Origin of the sequence: Candidatus Pelagibacter communis, assembly GCF_012932795.1 — a bacterium.
In the GTDB taxonomy this organism is placed as follows: domain Bacteria; phylum Pseudomonadota; class Alphaproteobacteria; order Pelagibacterales; family Pelagibacteraceae; genus Pelagibacter; species Pelagibacter ubique_S.
In genome coordinates, this window is sequence record NZ_LANA01000002.1 from 173057 (window position 1) to 195942 (window position 22886).

A 22886-nucleotide genomic window follows, 5' to 3' on the forward strand; every position below is an offset into this window, starting at 1 on the left:
AATTAAACTCTGCTACAACACCCCTAGGTTGAATATGAAAAATTGGAAAATAAATAGTTGGAGAAATTATCCTGTAAAACACATTCCGGAATATCCGGATAAAAAAGAATTGGACGGAGTTCTAAATAAAATTAAAGACTTTCCTCCATTGGTTTTTGCTGGTGAAACAAGACACTTAAAAGAACAACTTGCCGAAGTGGTTGATGGAAAAGCTTTTCTTTTACAAGGAGGAGATTGTGCAGAAAGTTTTGCTGAATTCCATCCTGACAACATTAGAGATACATTTAAGTTAATACTTCAGATGTCACTAGTGCTTACTTATTCGGCTTCGGTGCCAGTCATTAAATTAGGAAGAATTGCAGGACAATTTTCCAAACCGAGAAGTTCACCAATTGAAAATATCGATGGAGTTGAGCTACCTAGTTATTTGGGTGACAATATTAATGGAATGGAATTTAATAAAAAAGCAAGGATTCCAGATCCTAAAAGACTATTTAAAGCCTATTCTCAATCAGCATCAACTCTTAATCTTATAAGAGCATTTTCTCATGGTGGATTTGCTGACCTTAAAAAAGTACATACATGGAACTTAAGTTTTATTAAAAACAGTCCAACAGCTAAAAAATTTAAAGAGCTAGAAGATAGAATAGCAGATGCATTAGCTTTTATGGATGCTTGTGGAATTAATTCTGATTTTAATAGAAGATTAAAAACTGTAAACTTTTGGACTTCACATGAGGCTTTACTACTTCCATTTGAGCAAGCAATGACAAGAGTAGATTCTACTTCAGGTGAATATCATGATACTTCATCACACTTTGTTTGGATAGGTGATAGAACTAGACAATTAGATGGAGGACATGTTGAGTTTTGTAGAGGAATCGAAAACCCTATTGGAATTAAATGTGGCCCAACATTAAAAGCAGAAGACTTAATAAATCTTTGCAATAAAATTAATCCAAAAAATGAAAAAGGTAAAATAACTTTAATTTCTAGATTCGGTCACGAAAATGTTTCTAAATTTTTACCAAAATTAATTAGAGCAATTAAAAAAGAGGGCTTAAACGTAATATGGTCATGTGATCCTTGTCATGGAAATACAATTAAAGCCACAACTGGGTTTAAAACAAGACCATTTAATAGTGTTGTTAAAGAAGTAAAAAATGTTTTTGAATGTCATCAAAGTGAAGGAAGTTATGCAGGTGGATTACATATTGAAATGACAGGTCAAGATGTTACAGAATGTACTGGTGGTGCTCAGAAAATATCTGATCAAGACTTATCTAGTCGTTATCACACTCATTGTGACCCAAGACTTAATGCTAATCAAGCATTAGAGTTAGCCTTTTTAATTTCTGATGAAATTAAAAAAAATGCAGCATATTCTAAAAAAAACATTAAAGCGGCATCTTAAACAATTGTATTAAATACAATTTCGATTAAATTTAAACAATGAAACCATTAGAAAAAGCGCAATTTATAAGCAGTTGGATTAAAGATTACGTAGAAAAGATGCCAAGTAAAGCTCAATCTTTAGTTATTGGAATTTCAGGTGGAATAGACTCCTCTGTATCAAGCACGTTAAGTGCAATGACAGGTATAAAAACAATTGTTTTATCAATGCCAATTAAACAAAAATCATCACAACATGACTTAAGTTTAAAACACCAAGAATGGCTTACAAACAATTTTAATAATGTTGAGGCTCATACAATAAATTTAGATAAACTATTTGAAACATTTGAAGGCACTTTGTCTAATTTTGATAGCGAACATGGTATGGCAAATTCTAGAGCAAGAATCAGAATGACTACTCTTTATCAGGTAGCTGCATCAAACAAAGGTATTGTAGTTGGTACTGGCAATAAAGTTGAAGATTTTGGAGTAGGGTTTTACACAAAATATGGAGATGGTGGGGTAGATATTTCTCCTATTGCAGATTGCAATAAATCTGAAGTATGGGAAGTAGGTAAATCTCTAAATATACTACAAGAGATAATTGACGCCGCTCCAACAGATGGATTATGGGATGATGCCAGAACTGACGAAGGTCAATTAGGTCTAAAATATGAAGATTTAGAAGAAGCAATGAATAACGTTAACTCAACAAATCGTGAAAAATACGAAAAAATAAGAAAGATGAACCTTCATAAAATGGAACCAATTCCAGTTTGTAAGATTCCCAACTAATCTTATAGATTCACAAACCTATAATTAAAGTATAATTCTAAGATAATGAACAAGGATATTTATTTAACAAATAATCTAAATAACAAAAAAGAAAAATTTGTTCCATTAGATAGAAAAAACATAGGCATGTATGTTTGTGGCCCAACTGTTTATGACAACCCTCATATTGGTAATGCAAGACCTCTTGTCATTTTTGATATTTTGTACAAAGTTTTAAAATCAAAATATGGACATGATAAAATAATTTATGTAAGAAATGTTACTGATATTGATGATAAAATTATTAAATCATCAAAAGAGAAAAATATTTCAATATCTGAATTAACCAAAAGTGTTATTAAAGATTTTAATGATGATTGTGATTATTTAGATTTAGATAATCCAACGCAACAACCCAAAGCAACAGATCATATTGATCTTATGATTGAAATGATATCATCTTTAATAAAAAAGAATTTTGCCTACGAAGTAAAAAATCATATTTATTTTGAAGTTAGTAAATTTGATGATTATGGAAAACTATCGAATAAAAAATTAGATGATTTAATTGCAGGCTCTCGGGTTGAAGCATCAGAAAATAAAAAAAAATCAGAAGATTTTGTTTTATGGAAGCCATCTAAAGATGATGAACCATCCTGGAGTTCCCCTTGGGGAAAAGGAAGACCTGGTTGGCATTTAGAATGCTCTGCAATGTCTAAGAAATATTTAGGAGATGTATTTGATATTCATGGAGGTGGAATTGATTTAATTTTCCCTCATCACGAAAATGAAATTACACAATCAAGATGTGCCAATGATACTAAAGTTTTAGCCAATTATTGGATCCATAACGCCTTTATAACTATGTCCAATGAAAAAATGGCAAAATCGACTGGCAACATATTAAAGATTAAAGATTTCAGAGAAAATATTGATGGACAAGTTTTAAAACTTGCTCTCATGAGTGCCCATTATAAACAGCCACTAGACTGGAACGAAAAACTTCTAGAGGACTGCAACAACACTATTGATAAATGGTATGAGGTTTATTTACATGTTAAAGGCAAAACAGTTTTAGATGAAGATATTTTATCTCCATTATATGATGATTTAAATACACCAGGATATATAGCAAATCTCCACCAACTTTATGACAAAGCTAAAAAGGGGAATGATAATGATAAAGGCCTATTCGTTTCTGCTTGTAATTTTATAGGTATTTTAAATAAAACAAAAGAAGAGTGGATCAAATTTAAAAAGAAAAAATCATCTATCAATGAGGATGATATTTTAGAAATGATTACACTTCGAAATAAAGCAAGAGAGGACAAGAATTATAAAGAAGCTGACATTATTAGAGATAAGCTTTTAGATAAAGGTGTTTTAATAGAAGATAAAGATGGTAAAACAATTTGGAAACTTAAATGAACAAAGAACGACTTTACATATTTGATACTACATTAAGAGATGGTGCACAAACTCAGGGTGTAGATTTTTCTGTAGATGATAAGTTAAAAATTGCCTTGGCTTTGGACAACTTGGGCGTTGACTATATTGAGGGTGGTTGGCCTGGAGCAAATCCTACTGATACTGAATTTTTCCAAAAAAAACATGAATTTGTTAATTCAAAATTAACATCATTTGGTATGACAAAAAGAAGTGGTCGAAGTGCTGATAATGACCCTGGTTTATCAGCTTTATCAAACGCAAATACACCAGCAGTTTGTTTGGTAGGTAAATCTTGGGATTTTCATGTTGATATTGCCTTAGGTATTTCTAATGAAGAAAACTTAAAAAATATATCAGAAAGTACTAAGCATTTTGTTAAAGAAAAAAAAGAATTTTTGTTTGATGCAGAGCATTTTTTTGATGGATACAAAGCAAATTCTAAATATGCAATATCATGTCTTAAATCAGCATTGGATGAAGGTGCTAGATGGATTGTATTGTGTGATACTAATGGTGGAACTCTTCCTCATGAAATTACAAAAATAGTAAATGAAGTTATTAAAGTTATACCTGGTAAAAATTTAGGAATACATGCTCATAATGATACTGGTAATGCAGTAGCTAATTCGTTAGCAGCTGTTTGGGCAGGTGTTAGGCATATTCAAGGAACGATAAATGGTTTAGGTGAAAGATGTGGCAATGCTAATTTAATGAGTTTAATTCCCACTTTTTTTTTAAAGAAAGATTTTTCTTCAAAATTTGAACTACAAATAAAACCCGAAAATATTAAAAATTTAACAGAATGCTCTAGACTTTTAGATGAAATATTAAATAGAAAACCTAATAAGCATTTACCCTACGTGGGTGCCGCAGCATTTTCTCATAAAGGAGGTTTACACGTTTCTGCTGTTCAAAAAGATCCAAAAACTTATGAGCATATTAATCCAGAAGAAGTTGGAAACTCTAGAAATATTGTTGTGTCAGATCAGTCAGGTAAATCGAATATCATTTCAAGATTGAAAACCATTGGTATCGAAATAAAAGAAAGTGATCCTAAAATTAAAAAACTTTTAGACGAAGTAAAAGACAGAGAATTTATTGGTTATAGCTATGATGGCGCTGATGCATCTTTTGAATTATTAGCAAGAAGAATTATAAGTGAAATACCTAGATATATATTAATTCAAGAATATGATGTTTCCGTTAAAAAAGACTCATACGGAAAAATAATCTCGTCAGCAAGAGCTCAATTAGAAGTTGATGGTGAAAAAATTGTTTGTGAAGGTGAAGGTAATGGACCAGTAAATGCATTAGATAACGCCATTAGACAAAATGTTGATAAATTGAATAAATATACTAAATATTTAAAAGATCTTAAATTGGTAGATTATAAAGTTAGAATTTTAAATACAGGCACAGAAGCCATCACACGTGTTTCAATAGAAAGCACAGATTCTAAAGGAAAAAATTGGTTTACAATTGGTGTTTCAGCAAACATTATTGATGCTTCATTCAAAGCGTTGGTAGATAGTCTAGACTATAAATTGTTTAAAGATAAAGCACCTGCAAGTAAATAAATATAATGTCTTTTAACGAAGTTTCATTTATTTTGCACCAGCCTCAGCTATCTGAAAATATTGGTGCTTGTGCTAGAGCCTTAAAAAATTTTAGATTTAAAAGATTGGTTATAGTAAATCCAAAACCAATTTTTCCAAATGATAAGATTTTAGCAACATCTGTTGGTGCTAAGGATTTAATAAAGAACACGAAAGTACATGAAACTTTGGAATCTGCAGTAAAAAAAGTAGATTATGTTATTGCAACTTCAGCAAGATTTAGAAATAAAAATATTAAACATATAAAATTAAAAGATTTAAAAAAAATTGACTTTAATAAAAAAATTGCATTTTTATTTGGTTCTGAGGCCTCTGGTTTATCTAATAAAGAAATTAGTTATGCTAATTATACTATGCAGATACCAACTAACCCTGATTTTAAATCTTTAAATTTATCTCATAGTGTGATTATAATTGCACAAACCGTAGCAAGTATTATTAGTTTAAAGGGAAGCAAGTATTTAAAATCAAATAAAATATCCCTAGCAAGTAAAAAAGATGTGCAGGCAGTGACTAATCTTTGTATAAAAAAATTAGAAGAAAAGAACTTTTTCAAACCTTTGGAGAAGAAGCCTATTATGCTAGAAAACCTAAGAAGTATTTTTTCTAAAATGGAGTTATCTAAGAAAGAAATACGCATTTTATCAAGTGTATTTGCCAGTTTGGCTAAAAAAGGTTGATTGACAAAATAATGAGTAAGTTTATAACCGCAGCTATTAAATGACAAAAAGAATAAACTCTAAACATAAAATAGATAGAAGATTAAAAATAAACTTATGGGGTAGACCCAAAAGTCCTTTTAATACTAGAGCATATGGACCAGGTCAACATGGTCAATCTAGACAAGGTAAGCCCTCTGATTATGGAATTCAATTACAAGCTAAACAAAAATTAAAAGGTTACTACGGCAATATTAATGAAAGACAATTTAGAAATATTTATAAAAAAGCAACAATGCAAAAAGGTGATACTGGTGAAAATCTAATTGGGTTGCTTGAAAGAAGATTAGATGCAGTTGTATACCGAGCAAGATTTTCAACAACAATATTTTCAGCAAGACAACTTATTAATCATGGCCATGTAAAAGTTAATGGTAAAAAAGTAAATATTGGAAGCTATATGGTAAGCGAAGAAGATACGATTGAAATTAGAGATAAATCTAAACAATTAGCTTTTATTGACATTGCTTTAGCAAACAAAGAAAGAGAAACACCAGAATATATTCAATTAGATGAAAAAAATAAAAAAGTTACTTTTGTCAGAACACCTAAATTTGAAGAAGTTCCTTATCCAGTTGTGATGGAACCTAATCTTGTAATTGAATATTACTCTAGATAATAAATATTATTTTTTAAAATTGATAGATTTATTTTCAAGAACTTTCTTAAGTTCACCATTTTCATACATTTCTTTAACAATATCACAACCACCAACAAACTCACCTTTGATATAAACTTGTGGGATGGTAGGCCAGTCACTAAATTCTTTTATACCATCTCTTAAAGACTCACTTTCAAGAACATTGATGCCTTTATAATTAACTTCTAAAATTTTTAACATATTTGAAACAGCCATTGAAAATCCACATTGAGGAGCATCAGGCGTTCCTTTCATAAACAAACACACTTCGTTTATATCAACATGACTTTGAATTAATTTTTTTGTTTGATCATCCATTATTGCTCCTTTGTTTTAATTGCTAATGCGTGCAGTTCGTTTCCCATTTTTCCTTTTAAAGAATTATATACCATCTTGTGTTGTTCAATTTTACTTTTTCCAGAAAATTCTTTTGATGTAACAGTTGCTGAATAATGATTACCATCTCCAGCCAAATCTTGAATTTCAATAACAGCATCAGAAATAGCTTCTTTAATAAGTGTTTCAATTTCTTTTAAGTCCATTGCCATTTTAATTACCCATATAGTTAATTAACCAAGTTGTATGTGATTTAATTAAATCGTCAATTGATACTTTTGTCTTATCATCAATTATTAAATTATCATCATTTACCGTTCCCAGTTCGTCAAAGTGAACAGAGTTCTCTTGAAGTATTTTTGTGACATTTTCTAGATCTTCAATACTAATCTCTATAATATATCGCCCTTGATCTTCACTAAATAAGTATTCAAATTGATTAATTAAGTAATTTGGTTTTTTAAGAGTCACACCTTTTTTTCCTTTAATACACATTTTAGAAAGTGCAGTGATTATTCCGCCTAAAGAAACATCATGAGCTGACTTAATAAATTTTTTATCGATAAGTTTTAATATTGTGTCACCATTGTTCTTTTCATTGAAAAGATTAATCTCTGGAGGAGGTCCATTTTTTTCATTTAAGATATCTCTTGCAAATAAACTTTGATCCAAATGGCCTTCTGTTTTTCCTATTACTAAAATAATGTTATCACTTGCTTTAAGGCCCATTGTGACCATATTTTTATAGTCTTTAATTAATCCAACGCCACCAATTGAAGGTGTAGGCTTAATTCCAATATCTTTTGTTTGATTATAAAAAGAAACATTTCCTGATACTACTGGAAAATCTAAATAAGAGCTAGCTTCACCTAAGCCTTGAACACATTCTACAAACTCACCCATATTCTCTTCATTTTCAGGGCTACCAAAATTTAAACAGTTAGTAATTGCAATTGGTTTTGCACCAACAGAAATTAGATTTCTCCAACTTTCACAAACAATTTGTTTTCCTCCACTTAGAGGGTGGGCCCAACAATATACAGCTGAAGAATCGACAGAGGCTGCAACTGCTTTGTTGGTACCATGAACTCTAACAACACCAGCGTCTCCACCAGGTTTTTGAATAGTATCACCCATAACAGTGTGATCATATTGTTGCCAAATCCATTCTTTACTACACACATTTGGATTAGATAGAATTTTGTTTAAAACATTTTGTACTTTTAAAGTTTTAAATTGTTCTTTTTCAATTTTTATTTTTTTGGGTAATTTAGCTTTTTTCCATTTTCTGTTATACATAGGTGAGTTTTCAACTAATGTATTAACGGGAATGTCTGCTACTTTTTCTTCATCAAAATAAAGTTCAATTTTTTTACTTTTTGTTGTTTTGCCAATTACAGCAAAGTCTAAATTCCATTTATCAAATATTTTTTTAGCCATTTCTTCTTTACCATTTTCTAAAACAATAAGCATTCGTTCTTGGCTTTCTGATAACATGATTTCATAAGGAGTCATTTTTGCTTCTCTACAAGGAACTTTGTTTAAGTTAATTTCAATTCCTAAATTTCCTTTTGAAGCCATTTCGATACTTGAAGAAGTTAATCCTGCAGCACCCATATCTTGAATAGCTATAATTGAATCTCCTGCCATTAACTCTAAGCAAGCTTCTAATAATAGTTTTTCAGTAAAGGGATCTCCAACTTGAACAGTTGGTTTTTTTTCTTCAATTTTATCATCAAATGAAGCTGAGGCCATACTAGCACCATGAATTCCATCACGACCCGTTTTTGAACCAACATAAATTACAGGTTTTCCTAATCCTGCAGCTTTTGAATAAAAAATCTTATCTTTCTTAACATGACCTAAAGTCATAGCATTTACTAAGATATTACCGTTATAAGACTCGTCAAAGCTAGTCTGACCAGCAATTGTTGGAACCCCCATGCAATTACCATATCCACCTATACCGTGAACAACACCACGTAATAAATTTTTAGTCTTTTTATGTTGAGGCGAGCCAAAATGAATTGAGTTTAAATTAGCTATTGGTCTTGCACCCATTGTAAAAACATCTCTCATAATACCACCAACACCTGTTGCTGCACCTTGGTAGGGTTCAATAAATGAAGGGTGATTATGACTTTCAATTTTAAATACGATTGCATCATTATCACCAATATCAATAACACCAGCATTTTCACCAGGTCCTTGGATTACATTTTTTCCTTTAGTGGGTAAGTTCTTTAGATGAAATCTTGAAGATTTATAAGAACAATGCTCATTCCACATTGCAGAGAAAATACCAAGTTCTGTAATATTGGGAATTCTTTTTAATAAATCACAGATTTTTTTATACTCATCTTTTTTTAAACCATGATCGATTGCAAGCTGTTCATTAACTATCATTATTTCAAATTATTAATTAAGTTTTCAAAAAAAATTGAACCATCTTCACCTGATAGAGCGGGGTCTATCATTCTTTCAGGGTGAGGCATCATCCCTAAAACATTTTTTTGTTTATTAAATACACCAGCTATATTTTGTAAAGAACCGTTAGGATTAGATTGTTCATTAATATTACCATTTTCATCTGAATAAAATAAAGCAATTTGATTATTGTCATTAATTTCTTTAATTTGCTCATTAGAGCAAAAATAATTTCCCTCATTGTGAGCTATATGAAATTCATAGATATCTTTTTTATCATCTTTAAAATAAGAATTATCTTTATTATTCACTTTAACAAAAACATTTTTGCAAATAAATTCTAAGTATTTATTTCTAAGTAGCACACCTGGCAACAAACCAGACTCAACTAGAATTTGAAAACCATTGCATATCCCCATAACCTTACCACCACCTTGAGCAAAGTTTAAAACAGATTTCATAATTTTTGATTTTGATGCCATACTTCCACATCTAAGATAATCACCATATGAAAAACCACCTGGCAAAACTACTAAATCACTTTTTGGAAGCTCAACATCATCATGCCAAACCATTTTATTTTTAAAGCCAAATTTTTTTAAAGCAACATCCACGTCTCTGTCACAATTAGATCCAGGAAAAGTTATTACAGATGAATGCATTATTTATTATTGTGATCCAATAATTTTAAAGTCTTCTATTACTAAATTTGTTAAAAGTTTTTTGCACATTTCATCTACTTTTGCTTCAGCTTTTTTTTTATCATTTTCCTTTGTATCAATTTCAAAATATTTTCCTTGTCTTACTTCATTGATGTCTTCAAATCCCATACCATCTAAAGTTTGATGAATAACTTTACCTTGTGGATCTAAAACATCTTTCTTAAGAGTTATAACTACGGATATTTTCATATTATTTTCTTTTTTTAACTGATCTTAACTTTGTTACATTAACAGCACTTAAGTTTGATTGCTCATGTAAAATACCAAGTCTTTTAGCAACTTCTGTGTAAGCAGGTATCAAATCACCTAGATCTTTACGAAATCTATCCTTATCAAGTTTTTTATCTGTGATACTGTCCCATAATCTGCACGTATCGGGGCTAATTTCATCAGCTAAAATGACTTCATTTTTTCCATTTTCTATTAGTCTTCCAAATTCAAGTTTAAAATCAATTAACTTAATACCAACACCTCTAAACATGCCAATCATAAAATCGTTAATTCTTAGGATCATTTTTTTAACTTTTTCTAATTCAGATTTTGTAGCCCAATCAAAAGCTAATATATGTTCTTCTGCGATAAGTGGATCTCCTAATTTATCATCTTTTAAACAATATTCTAATAGAGGTTGTTTTAAAACTGTTCCATCTTCAATACCAAGTCTTTTAGTAATAGAACCTGTTGCAACATTACGAACAATAAATTCAATAGGTATAATTTCGACAAGTTTAATAATTTGTTCTCTCATGTTTAATCTTTTAACTAAATGATTTTTAATCCCAATTTGAGTAAGGTTTGATAAAATATGCTCAGATATTCTATTGTTTAAAACACCTTTACCTTCAATAGTTGATTTCTTAAGATTATTAAAAGCTGTTGCATCATCTTTAAAATATTGGATGACTATGTTTTTATCAGATGTAGCATAAATTATTTTAGCCTTACCTTCGTATAATTTTTTACCTTTTTTCATTATTTAAAAACTCTTCTAAAGATTAAATCTACATTTTTAAAGTGTGATGAATAATTGAATATAGCCTTCAATCTTTTTGAAGAAATTTTAGTCATTATGAATTCATCATTTGATATAACATCGAATAAATTTAAGTTTTCTGCAAAACATTTTTTTGCATAGTTTTGAACCATTTTGTAAGATTGCTCTCTGCTTAATCCTGATTTTGTTAACTCCAACATTACTTCTTGTGAAAAAATTAAACCTTTAGTTATATTTAAATTTTCAACCATCTTTTTTGGATAGACAATCATTTTATCTAAAATATTACTAAGTCTAGCTAAAGCAAAATCTAAAGTAATGTTTGCATCAGGTCCAATATTTCTTTCAACACTTGAGTGAGAAATATCTCTTTCATGCCATAATGCAATATTTTCTAAAGCAGGGATAACTGCACTTCGAACCATTCTTGCAAGACCTGTTAAATTTTCACTTAGTATTGGATTTTTTTTATGAGGCATTGCAGATGAACCTTTTTGATCTTTTGAAAAAAATTCTTGCACCTCATAAACTTCTGTCCTTTGTAAGTGTCTAATTTCAATTGCTACTCTTTCAACTGATCCTGCAATAATTCCAAGGATTGAGAAATAAAAGGCATGCCTATCTCTTGGTATTATTTGAGTAGAAATAGGCTCAACTTTTAAGCCAAGTTTTTTTGCTACATGCTTTTCAACGTTAGGATTAATATTTGCAAATGTGCCAACAGCACCAGAGATTGCGCATGTTGAAATTTCATCAATTGCATCAACTAATCTTTTTCTATTTCTTTTAAACTCTTCATAAAATGAAGCTAATTTTAAACCAAAAGTGATAGGTTCAGCGTGAATTCCATGACTTCTACCCATACATGGTGTGTATTTGTATTTTTTGGCTTGCTTCTTTAAAACCTTTAAAATTTGATCGATATCACCAAGTAAAATTTTACCTGATTGAACTAATTGAATATTTAAACTGGTATCTAGAACATCAGAAGAGGTCATACCTTGGTGAAGGTACCTTGCTTTAATCCCCGCTTTTTCAGTAACTGAGGTTAAAAATGCTATTACATCATGCTTAACTTTACTCTCTATTTGGTGAATTCTTTTAACGTTTATTTTAGCTTTTTTTTTAACAATTGATGCAACACCTTTAGGAATTTGACCTAATTTTTCCATGGCTTCTGCAGCTGCAACTTCTACATCAAGCCAAATTTGGTATTTATTTTCCTCTGACCATATGTCAGTAAGCTGTTTTCTAGAATATCTTTCAATCATTAATTATAAGTATGGGGGCTTAGAATAACCTTTAACAGATTCTGTAAAGATTTCATAACCATTTTCAGTTATACCTAATGTATGCTCAAATTGTGCTGATAAGGATTTATCTTTTGTAACTGCTGTCCAACCATCTTTAAGCATTTTTATATCCCACTCTCCAGCATTTATCATAGGCTCAATAGTAAAAGTCATTCCCGGTCTAAGTTCCAATCCTGTATTTTTTCTTCCATAATGTAAAACATTTGGTGGTTCATGAAATGTTGTACTTATACCATGACCACAAAAATCTCTCACTACTGAAAAACCTTTTTTTTCTACGAAGGATTGTATTGTGTGACCAATATCTCCAAGTTTTAATCCTGGTTTTAAAGATTTAATAGCCAACATCATAGACTCGTATGTAACCTCAATTAAATTATTAACTTTAACTGGAGTTTTACCAATACAAAACATTCTACTAGTATCACCATAATGATCATTTATAATTGCTGTTACATCAACATTGATGGCATCACCTTCATTTAAAACTCTATCTGAAGGTATTCCATGACAAACAACATGATTTAAGGATGTACATAAGGATTTCGTAAAACCACGATAATAAAGTGGAGCTGAGTGTCCACCATTATCTCTTATAAACTCATAACCCAATTTATCTATAAAGTCTGTAGTAACACCAGCTTTGATGTTGTCAGTTAGCATGTCTAAAGTTTGTGCTGCAAGTTTACCTGCAATCCTCATTTTTTCGAATTTTTCTAAATAGTTATTCATTAATTAATTTTTTATAATCTATGTATTTATAATCTTAAGTTTTTTTTCTACTAGTATTTCTTTTGTGTTTATTTTGCATCTATAGGCTAAAAAATTAACACCTGCCTTATTAGCTAGTAGAAAATTATTATAATATTCACTATCAATATCTCTGGCTATTTTAAAATTTTCCATATTTTGGACCTGAACTAGAAAAATCAGGTAAGCTTTATAACCTTTTTTTATGGCATCAATAAGGGTAAGTAAATGTTTTGAACCTCTTGTTGTTACTGCATCAGGAAATTCAGCAGTATTTTTATCTCTAAAGAGAGTAACATTCTTTACTTCAACAAAAATTTTTTGATTATTTTTTTCAATTAAAAAGTCAAATCTCGTTTCTTTATTAAAAAAAACTTCTGGTTTAATTTCTTCACTATCTTTCAATTCTTTTATTAAATTATTACTCAAAGCATGGTTAACAATTTTGTTAGCCATATGAGTATTTACACCAACTAGATTTTTTTTTGCTTTTATTATCTCTAGACCATATTTTAACTTTCTTTTAGGATCATTATTTTTTAGAAGATAAACTTCATTTCCTTCATCAAGAAGTCCTTTCATTGAACCTGTATTAGGACAATGAGCTGTGACAATTTCTTTGTTTAGCTCAACATCAATAAAAAAACGTTTATATCTTTTGATTAATTTGCCTTTTAATAAAGACTTGGTAAATTCCATATTCAAATTATACATATAAAATGACAAAAAACATAAAAGTAAATGCTGCAATATTAATTATTGGAAATGAAATTCTCTCTGGAAGAACTCAAGATACTAACACAAGTACTTTAGCGACTTGGTTAAACTCTATTGGTGTAAAAGTTGATGAAGTAAGAATTATTCCAGATATAGAAAAAACTATAGTTGATACTTTAAACACTTTAAGAAAATCAAATAATTATGTTTTTACAACAGGCGGTATAGGACCAACTCACGATGATATTACCGCATCATCTGTTTCAAAAGTTTTTGGTTTAAAATATGAAATTAATAAAGAAGCATTTAAAATTTTAGAAGCATACTATAAGCCTGGTGAGTTTAATGAAGGCAGACAAAAAATGGTGTGGATGCCAGAAAATGCTGAGCTTATTTTAAACCCAACTAGTGGTGCTCCAGGATTTAGTGTTGAAAATGTGTTTTGTCTTCCAGGCGTACCTTCAATTTTGAAATCAATGTTAGGGGGTTTAAAGAACAAAATAGTAGGGGGAGAGCCAATATTGAGTCACACCATTAGTTTAAGAACAGTTGAAAGTGAAATTGCAAGTTCATTAACAAAGGTACAAAATCAAAATAAAGATGTAGAAATAGGAAGTTATCCATTTTTTCAAGCTGGAAAATTAGGAGTATCAATAGTTTTACGATCAGAAAACCAATCTAAAATTGATGTGTGTAATTCTCAAATTTTAGAATTTATTAAAGAAAAAAAAATAGAAGTAGTAAATCGTTAAATGCTTTATTTTGCTTATGGTAGTAATCTAAATCATTTTCAAATGAAAAGAAGATGTAAGGACAGTGTATATCTAAAAAAAATTAATCTAAAAGATTTTAAGCTTACTTTTAGAAGTAAATATAGGGCAGCAGACATAGAGCCCAAAAAAAATTCCATTGTTCTGGGTGGATTATTTGAAATATCAAAAAGTGATGAAAGAAAATTAGATGTATATGAGGATTATCCAATTTTATATAAGAAATATTATTTTCTATATTATGGAAAAAAAGTAATGACTTATACCATGGTAAAAAAAACATCATTTACTTTTCCTACAGATCGTTATTTGAATATAGTAAAAAGAGGATATAAAGACTGTAAGCTTAATATTATTTATCTTAAAAAAGCTTTAAAATTTTAAATAGAATGTTTACTTTAAATAAAAATAAATTTTCCAAAGAGGTGGTATTTTTTTTTCAATTTATTTTAAAATACCATTTTCATGATGATAATAATCAAATAAAAAAACTAGTTTTACATTTTTTTAAATCACATTTTCTAGTTATACTTTTTATTAGGATATCATTTTTTTATTTAAATATATTATCATTATTTATGTATGGAAAAAAATTTTTAAAAATCGATTTTAAAGATCTAGATGTTATTTTAATGAAAATTGAAAATATCAAAATTTTACAATCAAATAAAATTATTGAACTTTTTCACGCCATTACAACCATTCATCTTGATGGAAAAGAGTCTAAGATAAAAATAAAGATTGATGATGATTTAAAGAATGGTGATTTTTTTGAAAATGTAGTTATTGGATCTGGACCTGGAGGAAGTATTACAGCCAACGAATTAAATAATGCAAATAAAAAAGTTTTGTTAATTGAGAAAGGTGTTTGGTTTAAACATTTTAAACTTAAACATCCTGGAGAGGAGTTTCTAGGAAAATGGAAAAATGGCGGTTTAGCTGCAGCTTTAGGAAATGTAAAAATACAATATGCTTCAGCTGAATGTTTTGGTGGAGGTAGTGAAATTAATAGCGGTTTATATCATGAACCTGATGAAGATTTTTTAAATACCTGGTGTACTGAATTTAATACAAAAGAAATTAGTTATAATGATTTAAAATTCTTTATAGACAAAACAAAAATAAAAACGAATGTTTCTTTTCTAAAAAATTATCTTCCAATAACCAATGAAATAATCAACTCTTCAAAAAAAAACAATTGGAAAATTGAAGAAATTCCAAGATGGATATCAGAAGATCAAGGAAACTATCATAAAAAATCAATGACAGAAAGCTACCTTGATGAATATTTAAAAAAATATGGAAAAGTAAGTCTTAATTCAGAAGTACTTAAAATTAAAAAAATAGATAATTTATGGAAAATAGATTTTATCAAAAATAATAAGAAAATTTCAATAAATACTAAAAATATTTTTTTATGTTGTGGCTCAATTGACAATATTAGAATTTTAAAAAAAAATAATTTAATTAAAAAAAGTGGTAAAATTTCATTTCATCCCATGATTAAAATTATTGCTAAATTTCCCAAAAAAGTTAATAAAAAATATATGGAAATTTTAACACATCAAATTACACAATTTTTTCCAGATTTTTTAATGGGTAATGCTGCAAGTGGTTTGCCTTTTTTAAAGATTGCAACACAGCATGATAAATCAATGTATGAAGATGTTAAAAATGATTGGCAAAATATGCTGATATTTCATTCAACTTTTTCAATTGGCAGTGGTGAAGTATTAAATATTCCTTTTTTAAAAGATCCAATTGTAAATTATAAAATTGAAAAAAAATATATTAAGATGGTAAAAAAAGGTCTCGAAAAACTTTGTAAATTAATGATAGATGCTGGATGCATTTATATTTATCCAATTGCAAAAAAATCAATTAAGTTAGATAAAAATAATTATAAAGATTATATAGAAAGTTTAAAAAAAATTACTGATCTTAATTATTCAACTGTGCATATAATGGGTGGTGTACCTATGGGTGAAAATTATAATTGTTTAGTAAATTCGTATGGTAAATTAAACAATAATGAAAATTTTTACATTAATGACTCATCATTAATCTGTAATAAACTTTTAAAGAATCCGCAAGGTACAGTTATGGCAGTAGCACTTAGAAATATTAATAATTTTTTATTAAAAGATAAATAATGATTAAAATTAAATCACAAGTTTTTTCATTTATAACAACTTTCAGAATTGAAAATATTTTTAAAAATCTTTTGATTTTTTTACCACTATTACTTTCTGAAAGGTTAGTAGCATATCAGGATGTTATCATGTTAGTTTTAGGCTTTTTTATTTTTTCAACTATGACTTCAATATGTTATGTAACTAATGATTTTACAGATCAAAAAAAGGATTTGCTAAATAAACTTAAGTCAAAGAAAAAAATATTAAAAAAAAATACAATTATATTTTTAAATATATTTTTAATTATACTTTTGATATTGTTGAATCAATTCACTTCTTTATTTAATTCTTATTTATTTATATATTTAATATGTTTTAATCTCTACAACTTCTTAATTAAAAAATTTTTTTTAATAGATATAATATTTTTAACATCTTTTTATATTATCAGAATGCTTTATGGTTCTGAATTAATTGACTTAGATATTAGTTATTGGTTTTTGTTATTTTTTATTTCATTTTTCTTAATTTTTTCCACCTTCAAAAGAATGATTCAAATTTCTGTAAATAAATTAAAAACAAAAAAAAATAGAATTATAAATTACTCTTTAAGTGACTATTCTTGGTTAAAAAAACTTGTGATATTTTCTGCAATAATTAATTTTTTTACAGCATCACTTTATTTATATGAGCTTTCCTCACCCAGTACTTTTAATTTTCTTTCAGCACCAGAAACAAGATATGAACAAAGCATAGTGTTTCTTTTAATTTTTTTCTTATCTTATGTTGCAATACTATCAAGAATTATAAGCCTAGTTTTTAAGCAAAAAATAAAGCAAGATATCTATATTTTTGCGTTAAATGATAAGTTTAATTATGTACTTATAATATCCTATTTATTATTTGTTTACTTTCATATAAACTAATCTCATGTCAGAATCTTTAGGAATTATTATTCCGGATTATAAATCTCCATTTTTGGAAGAAGTAATAAAGAATGCACTTTTGTTGAATCCAGAAAAAATAGTTGTATCTAATTTCGAAACACCAGAAACACTTTTTATTCAAAATAAATTTAATCATATAAAATCTATCCAATTTTTAAATTTTGATAATAGAAAAAATCCAGGTGATTACAGAAATGAAGGTGTTCAAAAATGTTTTTCGAAAAATTTACTTTTTTTAGATTCAGACATTAGAATTAGCTCACAGTCTATTGGATATATTGAAAATCTTTTAAAATCAGACTTAAATGAGAATACAATTTATTGGGGAATTTATAGCAAATCCTCACAGGGAGTTTTTTCCAAAATACAAAATAAAATATTAAGATATAGATTTTCTAAAAAATTTTTTAATAGATGTTTAAAAAATAACAAACCTTATTGTGGGCAATCTTCACATTTTTTGATTACAAGAAAAACATTTAATAAAATTGGTGGTTTCAATCCCTATTTGAGAATTAGAGAGGACAATGATTTTTGTATTAGATCATCTCTCTTAGGGGTAAAAAACAGTTTAGATGAAAAATTTGAAGCTGATCATTTAAAGTTTTTTAGTCTTTATTCTGATTATTTTCAAAAACCTTTTCATGCCACAAAAGTGAAAGTTGTTGAACCAAAAATCTTTAATAGAGCAAGTTCACAAATAGGTTTAAATTTATTATTATCTTGGATAGTTGTACCAATTTTTTTTATAGTCTTGTCGAGCTTATTAATTCTTAGCTTAATAAGTGTAAAAATTTATCTATTAGGAAATTTATTGTCACTACTTATTTCATTTATTTTATTACCTAAAAAAATCTATAATGATTTAAATTTTAAAGAGAAAGTTTATTTTTTTTTTTTACTACCGTTGATTGGATTTAATTTTTTAGCTGGTGGCTTCTTAGGTTTAGCTTACGGCTTATTTTTAAATGCTCATAGATTTACTGTATTTTTAATTGATTATACGAAAATTTTTTTTAAAATAATTTATAGAAATGGAAATCCTATACAAATAGTTAATTTTATTACTGCAAGATGTAATTTAAGATGTAATCACTGTTTTTATAAAGATACTCTGAATGCAGCAGAACCTGGTGAAATGAATTTATCAATAATAAATGAATATACAAAAAATTTTGGTTCTGTTTTGTGGTACGCGCTTGGAGGTGGTGAGCCTTTTATACGATCAGACTTATATAAACTATATGAAAAAGTTGAAACTAACTGCCGTCCTAAAGTTTTTACAATTCCTACTAATGGTTGGTATAAAGATCGAATATTTCTTTCAACATTGAGAATGCTTCAATTTTCAAAAGGAAAAAGACCAATAATTATTCAATTTTCTTTAGATGGTAATAAAGAAATGCATGATCAAATACGTGGCAACAAATCTCATGAAAAAGTTTTGGAAAGTCTAGAAATGCTGAAACAACTTCAAAAAATTTATAAACAACTTCATTTTTCAGTAATTACAGTCGTAACAAACGAAAATAGAGATATCTATCCTCAGTTGATTGATGATTTATTAAAGTTTGAAACTAATCAAATTAATATAAACTTATTTAGATATGGAACATTAGATCACCCACCCATACCAGATGAGACTCTTGATAAATATAAAGCGTCAGTTGAGAGATATGAGGGTTTTATAAAAAAAAGACAAATGAAGAGATATTCATTTTTGGGTGCAAAATTAATGAGACTTAAAGAAGCCTTACAAAAAGACCTGATATATGATGTAGCAAAAAATGATAAATTTGTTACGCCATGTACTGCGGGATCACTATCTTACGTAGTTTGGGAAGATGGAAGAGTAAATGCATGTGAAATTTTGCCTGATACAATTGGTAATGTCAATAATTCTACTTTTCCTAAAAATATATTCAAATCAAATAAAGCAAAAGAATTACGAAAAAAAATTAAAGATACCAAATGTAAGTGTACATATGAGTGTGCAATGTCGACTAATACATTTTTTTCATGGAACATGACTAAAAAATTAATTTGGGCCTATATATCCAACAGAGTTTAATTTCTCAACAAAAGGGTTATGATTTATATCTTTTATATACTTTTCATAGGGTTTTTTATTTTAGATTTTTTTCTTTTACATAAAAGAAATAATGATATTTTTAATTATTTTCAAATTATGTTTTTATTGGTTGGTTTATCAATTAATTCATATTTTATTTCGCACTTAAGTATTCAATCTAGTGATAAAGTAGAATTGATACTATTAAGTATTTTTTTTTCATTATCTTCATATTTTGCATATTTAAATATTTTAGCTTTCATTAGTAGAAGTGGTAGTTTTTTAATTTTAATAGCCTATTTCCAAAAAAAAGAAAAACTTATTAACGTGGATGAAATATTTAAAATTAAGATGCGTATTAACGAATTAAAAAAAAAAAATTTTATATATAAGAAAGATCAAAAGTATATATTAACAAATAAAGGTAAGATTTTTTTAAAGTTATACTTATTATTTATTCATTTATTTAGAATTGAGGTTGTTGGGTGAGTGTAATTATTACTTTAATGATTTTTTTTGTTTCAATTTTTGTCACACAGTTTATGTGTGAAAAAAAAATTTTTTATACTCGATTTTTTAATTTTTTAATTCTAAATTTATTTTTATTTTTTTCTGTTTATCTTATTTTTGATCTGAACTATAAGTTTATAAATTTTTTATTTTGTTTATCACTAATATTTTCTTGGTCTGGTTTAATTATACATTTGTCCAATTCAATAGTTTTATCTCTTTTAAATTTAGTAAATAAAAATGATATAATTCATGATGAAAATATTTTTGATTTATACAACCAAGACGATAAATATAAAAAAAGAGTTTTAGCATTAATTAATGGTGAATATTTATTTGAAAGAAACAACCAAATAAACTTTAATACAAATTTTAAAAATAAAATGATTTTACATTTAATTCTTTTTTTAAAGAAATAACTATAATATTTTTTTAATATATTTCAAAAACCCTTCTTTAACAAAACCTTGGTGTTCATAATTTTTCTTACTATAATTTGTACTAATTTTATTTTTTAAATACCATTTATAGCTTTCAATAATCATATCTTTATTTGAATATTTTGGTTGCCAGTTTAATCTTCTTTTGTTTTTTCTCATATTGAAAAATATAGATCTTCCATACATCAATGAGTGGTAAGCCCCAAGTGGTGACAAATTAAGATAAGACAAGATATTCATTCCAATAATTGCGGGCCACATTGGTACACTTTTAACTTCAGATTTGGTTTTTGCAAATTTACACAAATTCGTCATTACATCTTTCATTGATGTTCTGTCTTTAGCTCCACAATTATATATTTCAGATTCTTTTTCTAAAGAAGCGCGATAACTTAATTCAGATAGATCTAAAGCGTGTGTAAATTGGTATATATTTTTACCACCATCAAAAACTGGTATATTGTAACCTTCATCAACCCATTTAAATAATAAAGAAAGTGTACCTAATCTTCCAACTCCAAGTATTGTATTTGGTCTTAATATAGTTACAGAAACTCCTTTTTGGATATAGTCTAAACATACTTTTTCACCTAAGAGCTTTGTTAATCCGTATTCTTCTTTGGGTACAGGTGTTTGGTTTGAATTAATAGGATTTATTTTGGGTATTCCAAACACAGCACCAGTAGAAGTATAAATAACTTTTTTAACCTTATTTTTTAATGCAGCTTCTAGCATATTTTTAGTACCATTAATATTAATTGAGTCATATTTGTTTTTATTTTCAGCTAGGGGAAGATTTGCAACATTGTGAAAAATTATATCCACATTTTTTGCAGCACTATTAATATGTTTTGAATTCAAAATATTACCTTTAATAAATTTAACTCCTTGAGGTATTTGATCTGGTACCGTTTTATCAAAATTTATTATTTTAATTTTTTTTTTTAAAAGAAATTTAATTAAAATTGTTCCAAAAAAACCAGAACCCCCAGTTACTAAAGCTATTTTATTTTTTCTCATGATTATTCAATTAAACTTATAATATAAAAATTACTAGTATAATAAATGAATTATTATATATATAAAATATGAATTGTCTTATTACCGGAGGATCAGGATATCTTGGCTCCTCTTTGATAAAATACATATTACCCAGAGTATCCTCTGTAACTAATTTTGATATAATCAAATCAAATGAAACTTATGATAATGTAAAGTTTATAAATGGTGATATTACTAATTTCGAAGATATAAAAAATGCAACTAAGAATATAGATATAATTTATCACAATGTTGCTAAAGTACCGATAACAAAAAATAAAAAATCTTTTAAGAAAGTAAATGAAGTAGGCACTCAGAATTTACTAGAAGCAGCAAATTTAAATAATGTTAAAAAAATTGTTTATATATCTAGTTCTGCAGTTTTTGGTATACCCACTAAAGTTCCAGTAATAGAAACAGACCTAAGACATCCAATAGAAGCTTACGGTTTTTCAAAAAAAAAAGCTGAAGACCTTTGTTTTAGTTACATTAAAAAAGGTTTGGATATATCAATTATAAGACCCAGAACTATATTGGGAGAAAATAGACTTGGAATTTTTAGTATATTGTTTGAATGGATTAATAAGGGTCAAAATATACCAATATTAAATAATGGAAAAAATTTTTATCAATTCATTCATATTGAAGATTTAAACGATGCAATTTATAAATCATCTCTAATACAGGGCAGTAATGTGTTTAATATTGGCGCTGAAAAATTTAGTACAATGTACGAAACAATAAAATCTGTTATAGACCATGCAAAAAGTAAATCTAAAGTAAAAAATTTAGATAATAATATTTTTTTAAAAGTAGCTTACTTTCTAAGTAAAATTAATTTAATTCCACTTCAAGAGTATCATTTTAAAGTTTATGGTAAATCTGTTTTTTTTGATATTTCAAAAGCTAAAAAAATTCTTAATTGGCAGCCAAAGTTTTCCAATGAAGAATCAATAATTGCTTCTTATGAAAATTATCTTTTAATTAAAAAAGATTCAAAAAAAAATAATTATAGTCCACATAATTCAATTTTAAAAAAAGGTCTTTTAAAATATGCGCATTATTTTTTTTAAAATATAGATAATAAAATTTTATAGATTTTTTTTTATGATTATATAAA

Annotated in this window: 24 protein-coding genes; 14 read left to right on the forward strand and 10 right to left on the reverse strand. The window is 27.6% G+C overall.

Going from position 1 to position 22886, the window contains the following annotated elements:
- Positions 1-34: 34 nt before the first annotated feature.
- Genes VP91_RS04930 through rpsD form a run of 6 tightly spaced genes read left to right on the forward strand, consistent with a single transcriptional unit; the run spans position 35 to position 6572 of the window.
- Positions 35-1414: a class II 3-deoxy-7-phosphoheptulonate synthase gene (locus tag VP91_RS04930; RefSeq protein ID WP_169036346.1), complete on the forward strand. Its 1380-nt coding sequence runs from the start codon at positions 35-37 to the stop codon at positions 1412-1414.
- A gap of 38 nt (positions 1415-1452) precedes the next feature.
- A complete protein-coding gene (gene nadE / locus VP91_RS04935; protein WP_169036347.1) occupies positions 1453-2190 on the forward strand; it encodes an NAD(+) synthase in 738 nt (245 codons plus the stop codon).
- Between the two features lie 45 nt (positions 2191-2235).
- Positions 2236-3597, forward strand: a complete 1362-nt coding sequence (cysS, locus tag VP91_RS04940; protein WP_169036348.1) for a cysteine--tRNA ligase — start codon at positions 2236-2238, stop codon at positions 3595-3597.
- Complete coding sequence (cimA, locus tag VP91_RS04945; protein WP_169036349.1) at positions 3594-5195, forward strand: citramalate synthase; 1602 nt, start codon at positions 3594-3596, stop codon at positions 5193-5195. Before cysS ends, cimA begins: the two co-directional genes overlap by 4 nt.
- Before the next feature lie 5 nt (positions 5196-5200).
- On the forward strand, positions 5201-5914 hold the full coding sequence (locus VP91_RS04950) for an RNA methyltransferase (RefSeq protein ID WP_169036350.1): 714 nt from the start codon (positions 5201-5203) through the stop codon (positions 5912-5914).
- A 40-nt stretch (positions 5915-5954) separates the two neighbouring features.
- On the forward strand, positions 5955-6572 hold the full coding sequence (gene rpsD / locus VP91_RS04955) for a 30S ribosomal protein S4 (protein WP_169036351.1): 618 nt from the start codon (positions 5955-5957) through the stop codon (positions 6570-6572).
- A gap of 6 nt (positions 6573-6578) precedes the next feature.
- Here the strand turns inward: rpsD and grxD are convergent, their stop codons facing one another.
- From grxD to sfsA, 9 genes are read right to left on the reverse strand one after another with little or no spacing between them, the layout of a single operon-like run.
- Positions 6579-6911 (reverse strand): Grx4 family monothiol glutaredoxin, encoded by a 333-nt coding sequence (grxD, locus tag VP91_RS04960; RefSeq protein WP_169036352.1) that lies wholly within the window; start codon positions 6909-6911, stop codon positions 6579-6581.
- The gene (locus VP91_RS04965; protein ID WP_169036353.1) at positions 6911-7141 is read right to left on the reverse strand and encodes a BolA/IbaG family iron-sulfur metabolism protein; all 231 of its coding nucleotides are present in this window, start codon (positions 7139-7141) and stop codon (positions 6911-6913) included. Before VP91_RS04965 ends, grxD begins: the two co-directional genes overlap by 1 nt.
- 1 nt (position 7142) lies before the next feature.
- Positions 7143-9335, reverse strand: a complete 2193-nt coding sequence (gene purL, locus VP91_RS04970) for a phosphoribosylformylglycinamidine synthase subunit PurL (protein ID WP_169036354.1) — start codon at positions 9333-9335, stop codon at positions 7143-7145.
- Positions 9335-10018, reverse strand: a complete 684-nt coding sequence (gene purQ, locus VP91_RS04975) for a phosphoribosylformylglycinamidine synthase I (RefSeq protein ID WP_169036355.1) — start codon at positions 10016-10018, stop codon at positions 9335-9337. Before purQ ends, purL begins: the two co-directional genes overlap by 1 nt.
- Before the next feature lie 6 nt (positions 10019-10024).
- Entirely contained in the window at positions 10025-10267 is a 243-nt protein-coding gene (gene purS, locus VP91_RS04980) for a phosphoribosylformylglycinamidine synthase subunit PurS (protein WP_169036356.1), read from the reverse strand.
- Position 10268: 1 nt separating this feature from the next.
- Entirely contained in the window at positions 10269-11051 is a 783-nt protein-coding gene (gene purC / locus VP91_RS04985; protein WP_169036357.1) for a phosphoribosylaminoimidazolesuccinocarboxamide synthase, read from the reverse strand.
- The gene (gene purB / locus VP91_RS04990; RefSeq protein WP_169036358.1) at positions 11051-12343 is read right to left on the reverse strand and encodes an adenylosuccinate lyase; all 1293 of its coding nucleotides are present in this window, start codon (positions 12341-12343) and stop codon (positions 11051-11053) included. Before purB ends, purC begins: the two co-directional genes overlap by 1 nt.
- A gap of 3 nt (positions 12344-12346) precedes the next feature.
- On the reverse strand, positions 12347-13117 hold the full coding sequence (map, locus tag VP91_RS04995) for a type I methionyl aminopeptidase (protein ID WP_169036359.1): 771 nt from the start codon (positions 13115-13117) through the stop codon (positions 12347-12349).
- Between the two features lie 18 nt (positions 13118-13135).
- Complete coding sequence (sfsA, locus tag VP91_RS05000) at positions 13136-13834, reverse strand: DNA/RNA nuclease SfsA (RefSeq protein ID WP_169036706.1); 699 nt, start codon at positions 13832-13834, stop codon at positions 13136-13138.
- A gap of 20 nt (positions 13835-13854) precedes the next feature.
- On the opposite strand from sfsA, the gene VP91_RS05005 reads away from it, so the two are divergent.
- The 7 genes from VP91_RS05005 to VP91_RS05035 all read left to right on the forward strand — a co-directional run bounded on the left by VP91_RS05005 (position 13855) and on the right by VP91_RS05035 (position 20704).
- A complete protein-coding gene (locus tag VP91_RS05005) occupies positions 13855-14604 on the forward strand; it encodes a competence/damage-inducible protein A (RefSeq protein ID WP_169036360.1) in 750 nt (249 codons plus the stop codon).
- The gene (locus tag VP91_RS05010; RefSeq protein ID WP_169036361.1) at positions 14605-15006 is read left to right on the forward strand and encodes a gamma-glutamylcyclotransferase family protein; all 402 of its coding nucleotides are present in this window, start codon (positions 14605-14607) and stop codon (positions 15004-15006) included.
- Positions 15007-15011: 5 nt separating this feature from the next.
- A complete protein-coding gene (locus VP91_RS05015; RefSeq protein WP_169036362.1) occupies positions 15012-16775 on the forward strand; it encodes a GMC family oxidoreductase N-terminal domain-containing protein in 1764 nt (587 codons plus the stop codon).
- On the forward strand, positions 16775-17683 hold the full coding sequence (locus tag VP91_RS05020) for a hypothetical protein (RefSeq protein ID WP_169036363.1): 909 nt from the start codon (positions 16775-16777) through the stop codon (positions 17681-17683). Before VP91_RS05015 ends, VP91_RS05020 begins: the two co-directional genes overlap by 1 nt.
- A gap of 4 nt (positions 17684-17687) precedes the next feature.
- A complete protein-coding gene (locus VP91_RS05025; protein ID WP_169036364.1) occupies positions 17688-19775 on the forward strand; it encodes a radical SAM protein in 2088 nt (695 codons plus the stop codon).
- A 117-nt stretch (positions 19776-19892) separates the two neighbouring features.
- On the forward strand, positions 19893-20264 hold the full coding sequence (locus VP91_RS05030) for a hypothetical protein (RefSeq protein WP_169036365.1): 372 nt from the start codon (positions 19893-19895) through the stop codon (positions 20262-20264).
- A gap of 215 nt (positions 20265-20479) precedes the next feature.
- On the forward strand, positions 20480-20704 hold the full coding sequence (locus VP91_RS05035; protein WP_169036366.1) for a hypothetical protein: 225 nt from the start codon (positions 20480-20482) through the stop codon (positions 20702-20704).
- On the opposite strand, the gene VP91_RS05040 is transcribed toward VP91_RS05035, so the two are convergent.
- Positions 20705-21745 (reverse strand): NAD-dependent epimerase/dehydratase family protein, encoded by a 1041-nt coding sequence (locus tag VP91_RS05040; protein ID WP_169036367.1) that lies wholly within the window; start codon positions 21743-21745, stop codon positions 20705-20707.
- 68 nt (positions 21746-21813) lie between these two features.
- Here VP91_RS05040 and VP91_RS05045 point away from each other — a divergent pair, with 68 nt between their 5' ends.
- Complete coding sequence (locus VP91_RS05045; protein ID WP_169036368.1) at positions 21814-22839, forward strand: NAD-dependent epimerase/dehydratase family protein; 1026 nt, start codon at positions 21814-21816, stop codon at positions 22837-22839.
- Positions 22840-22886 lie beyond the last annotated feature (47 nt).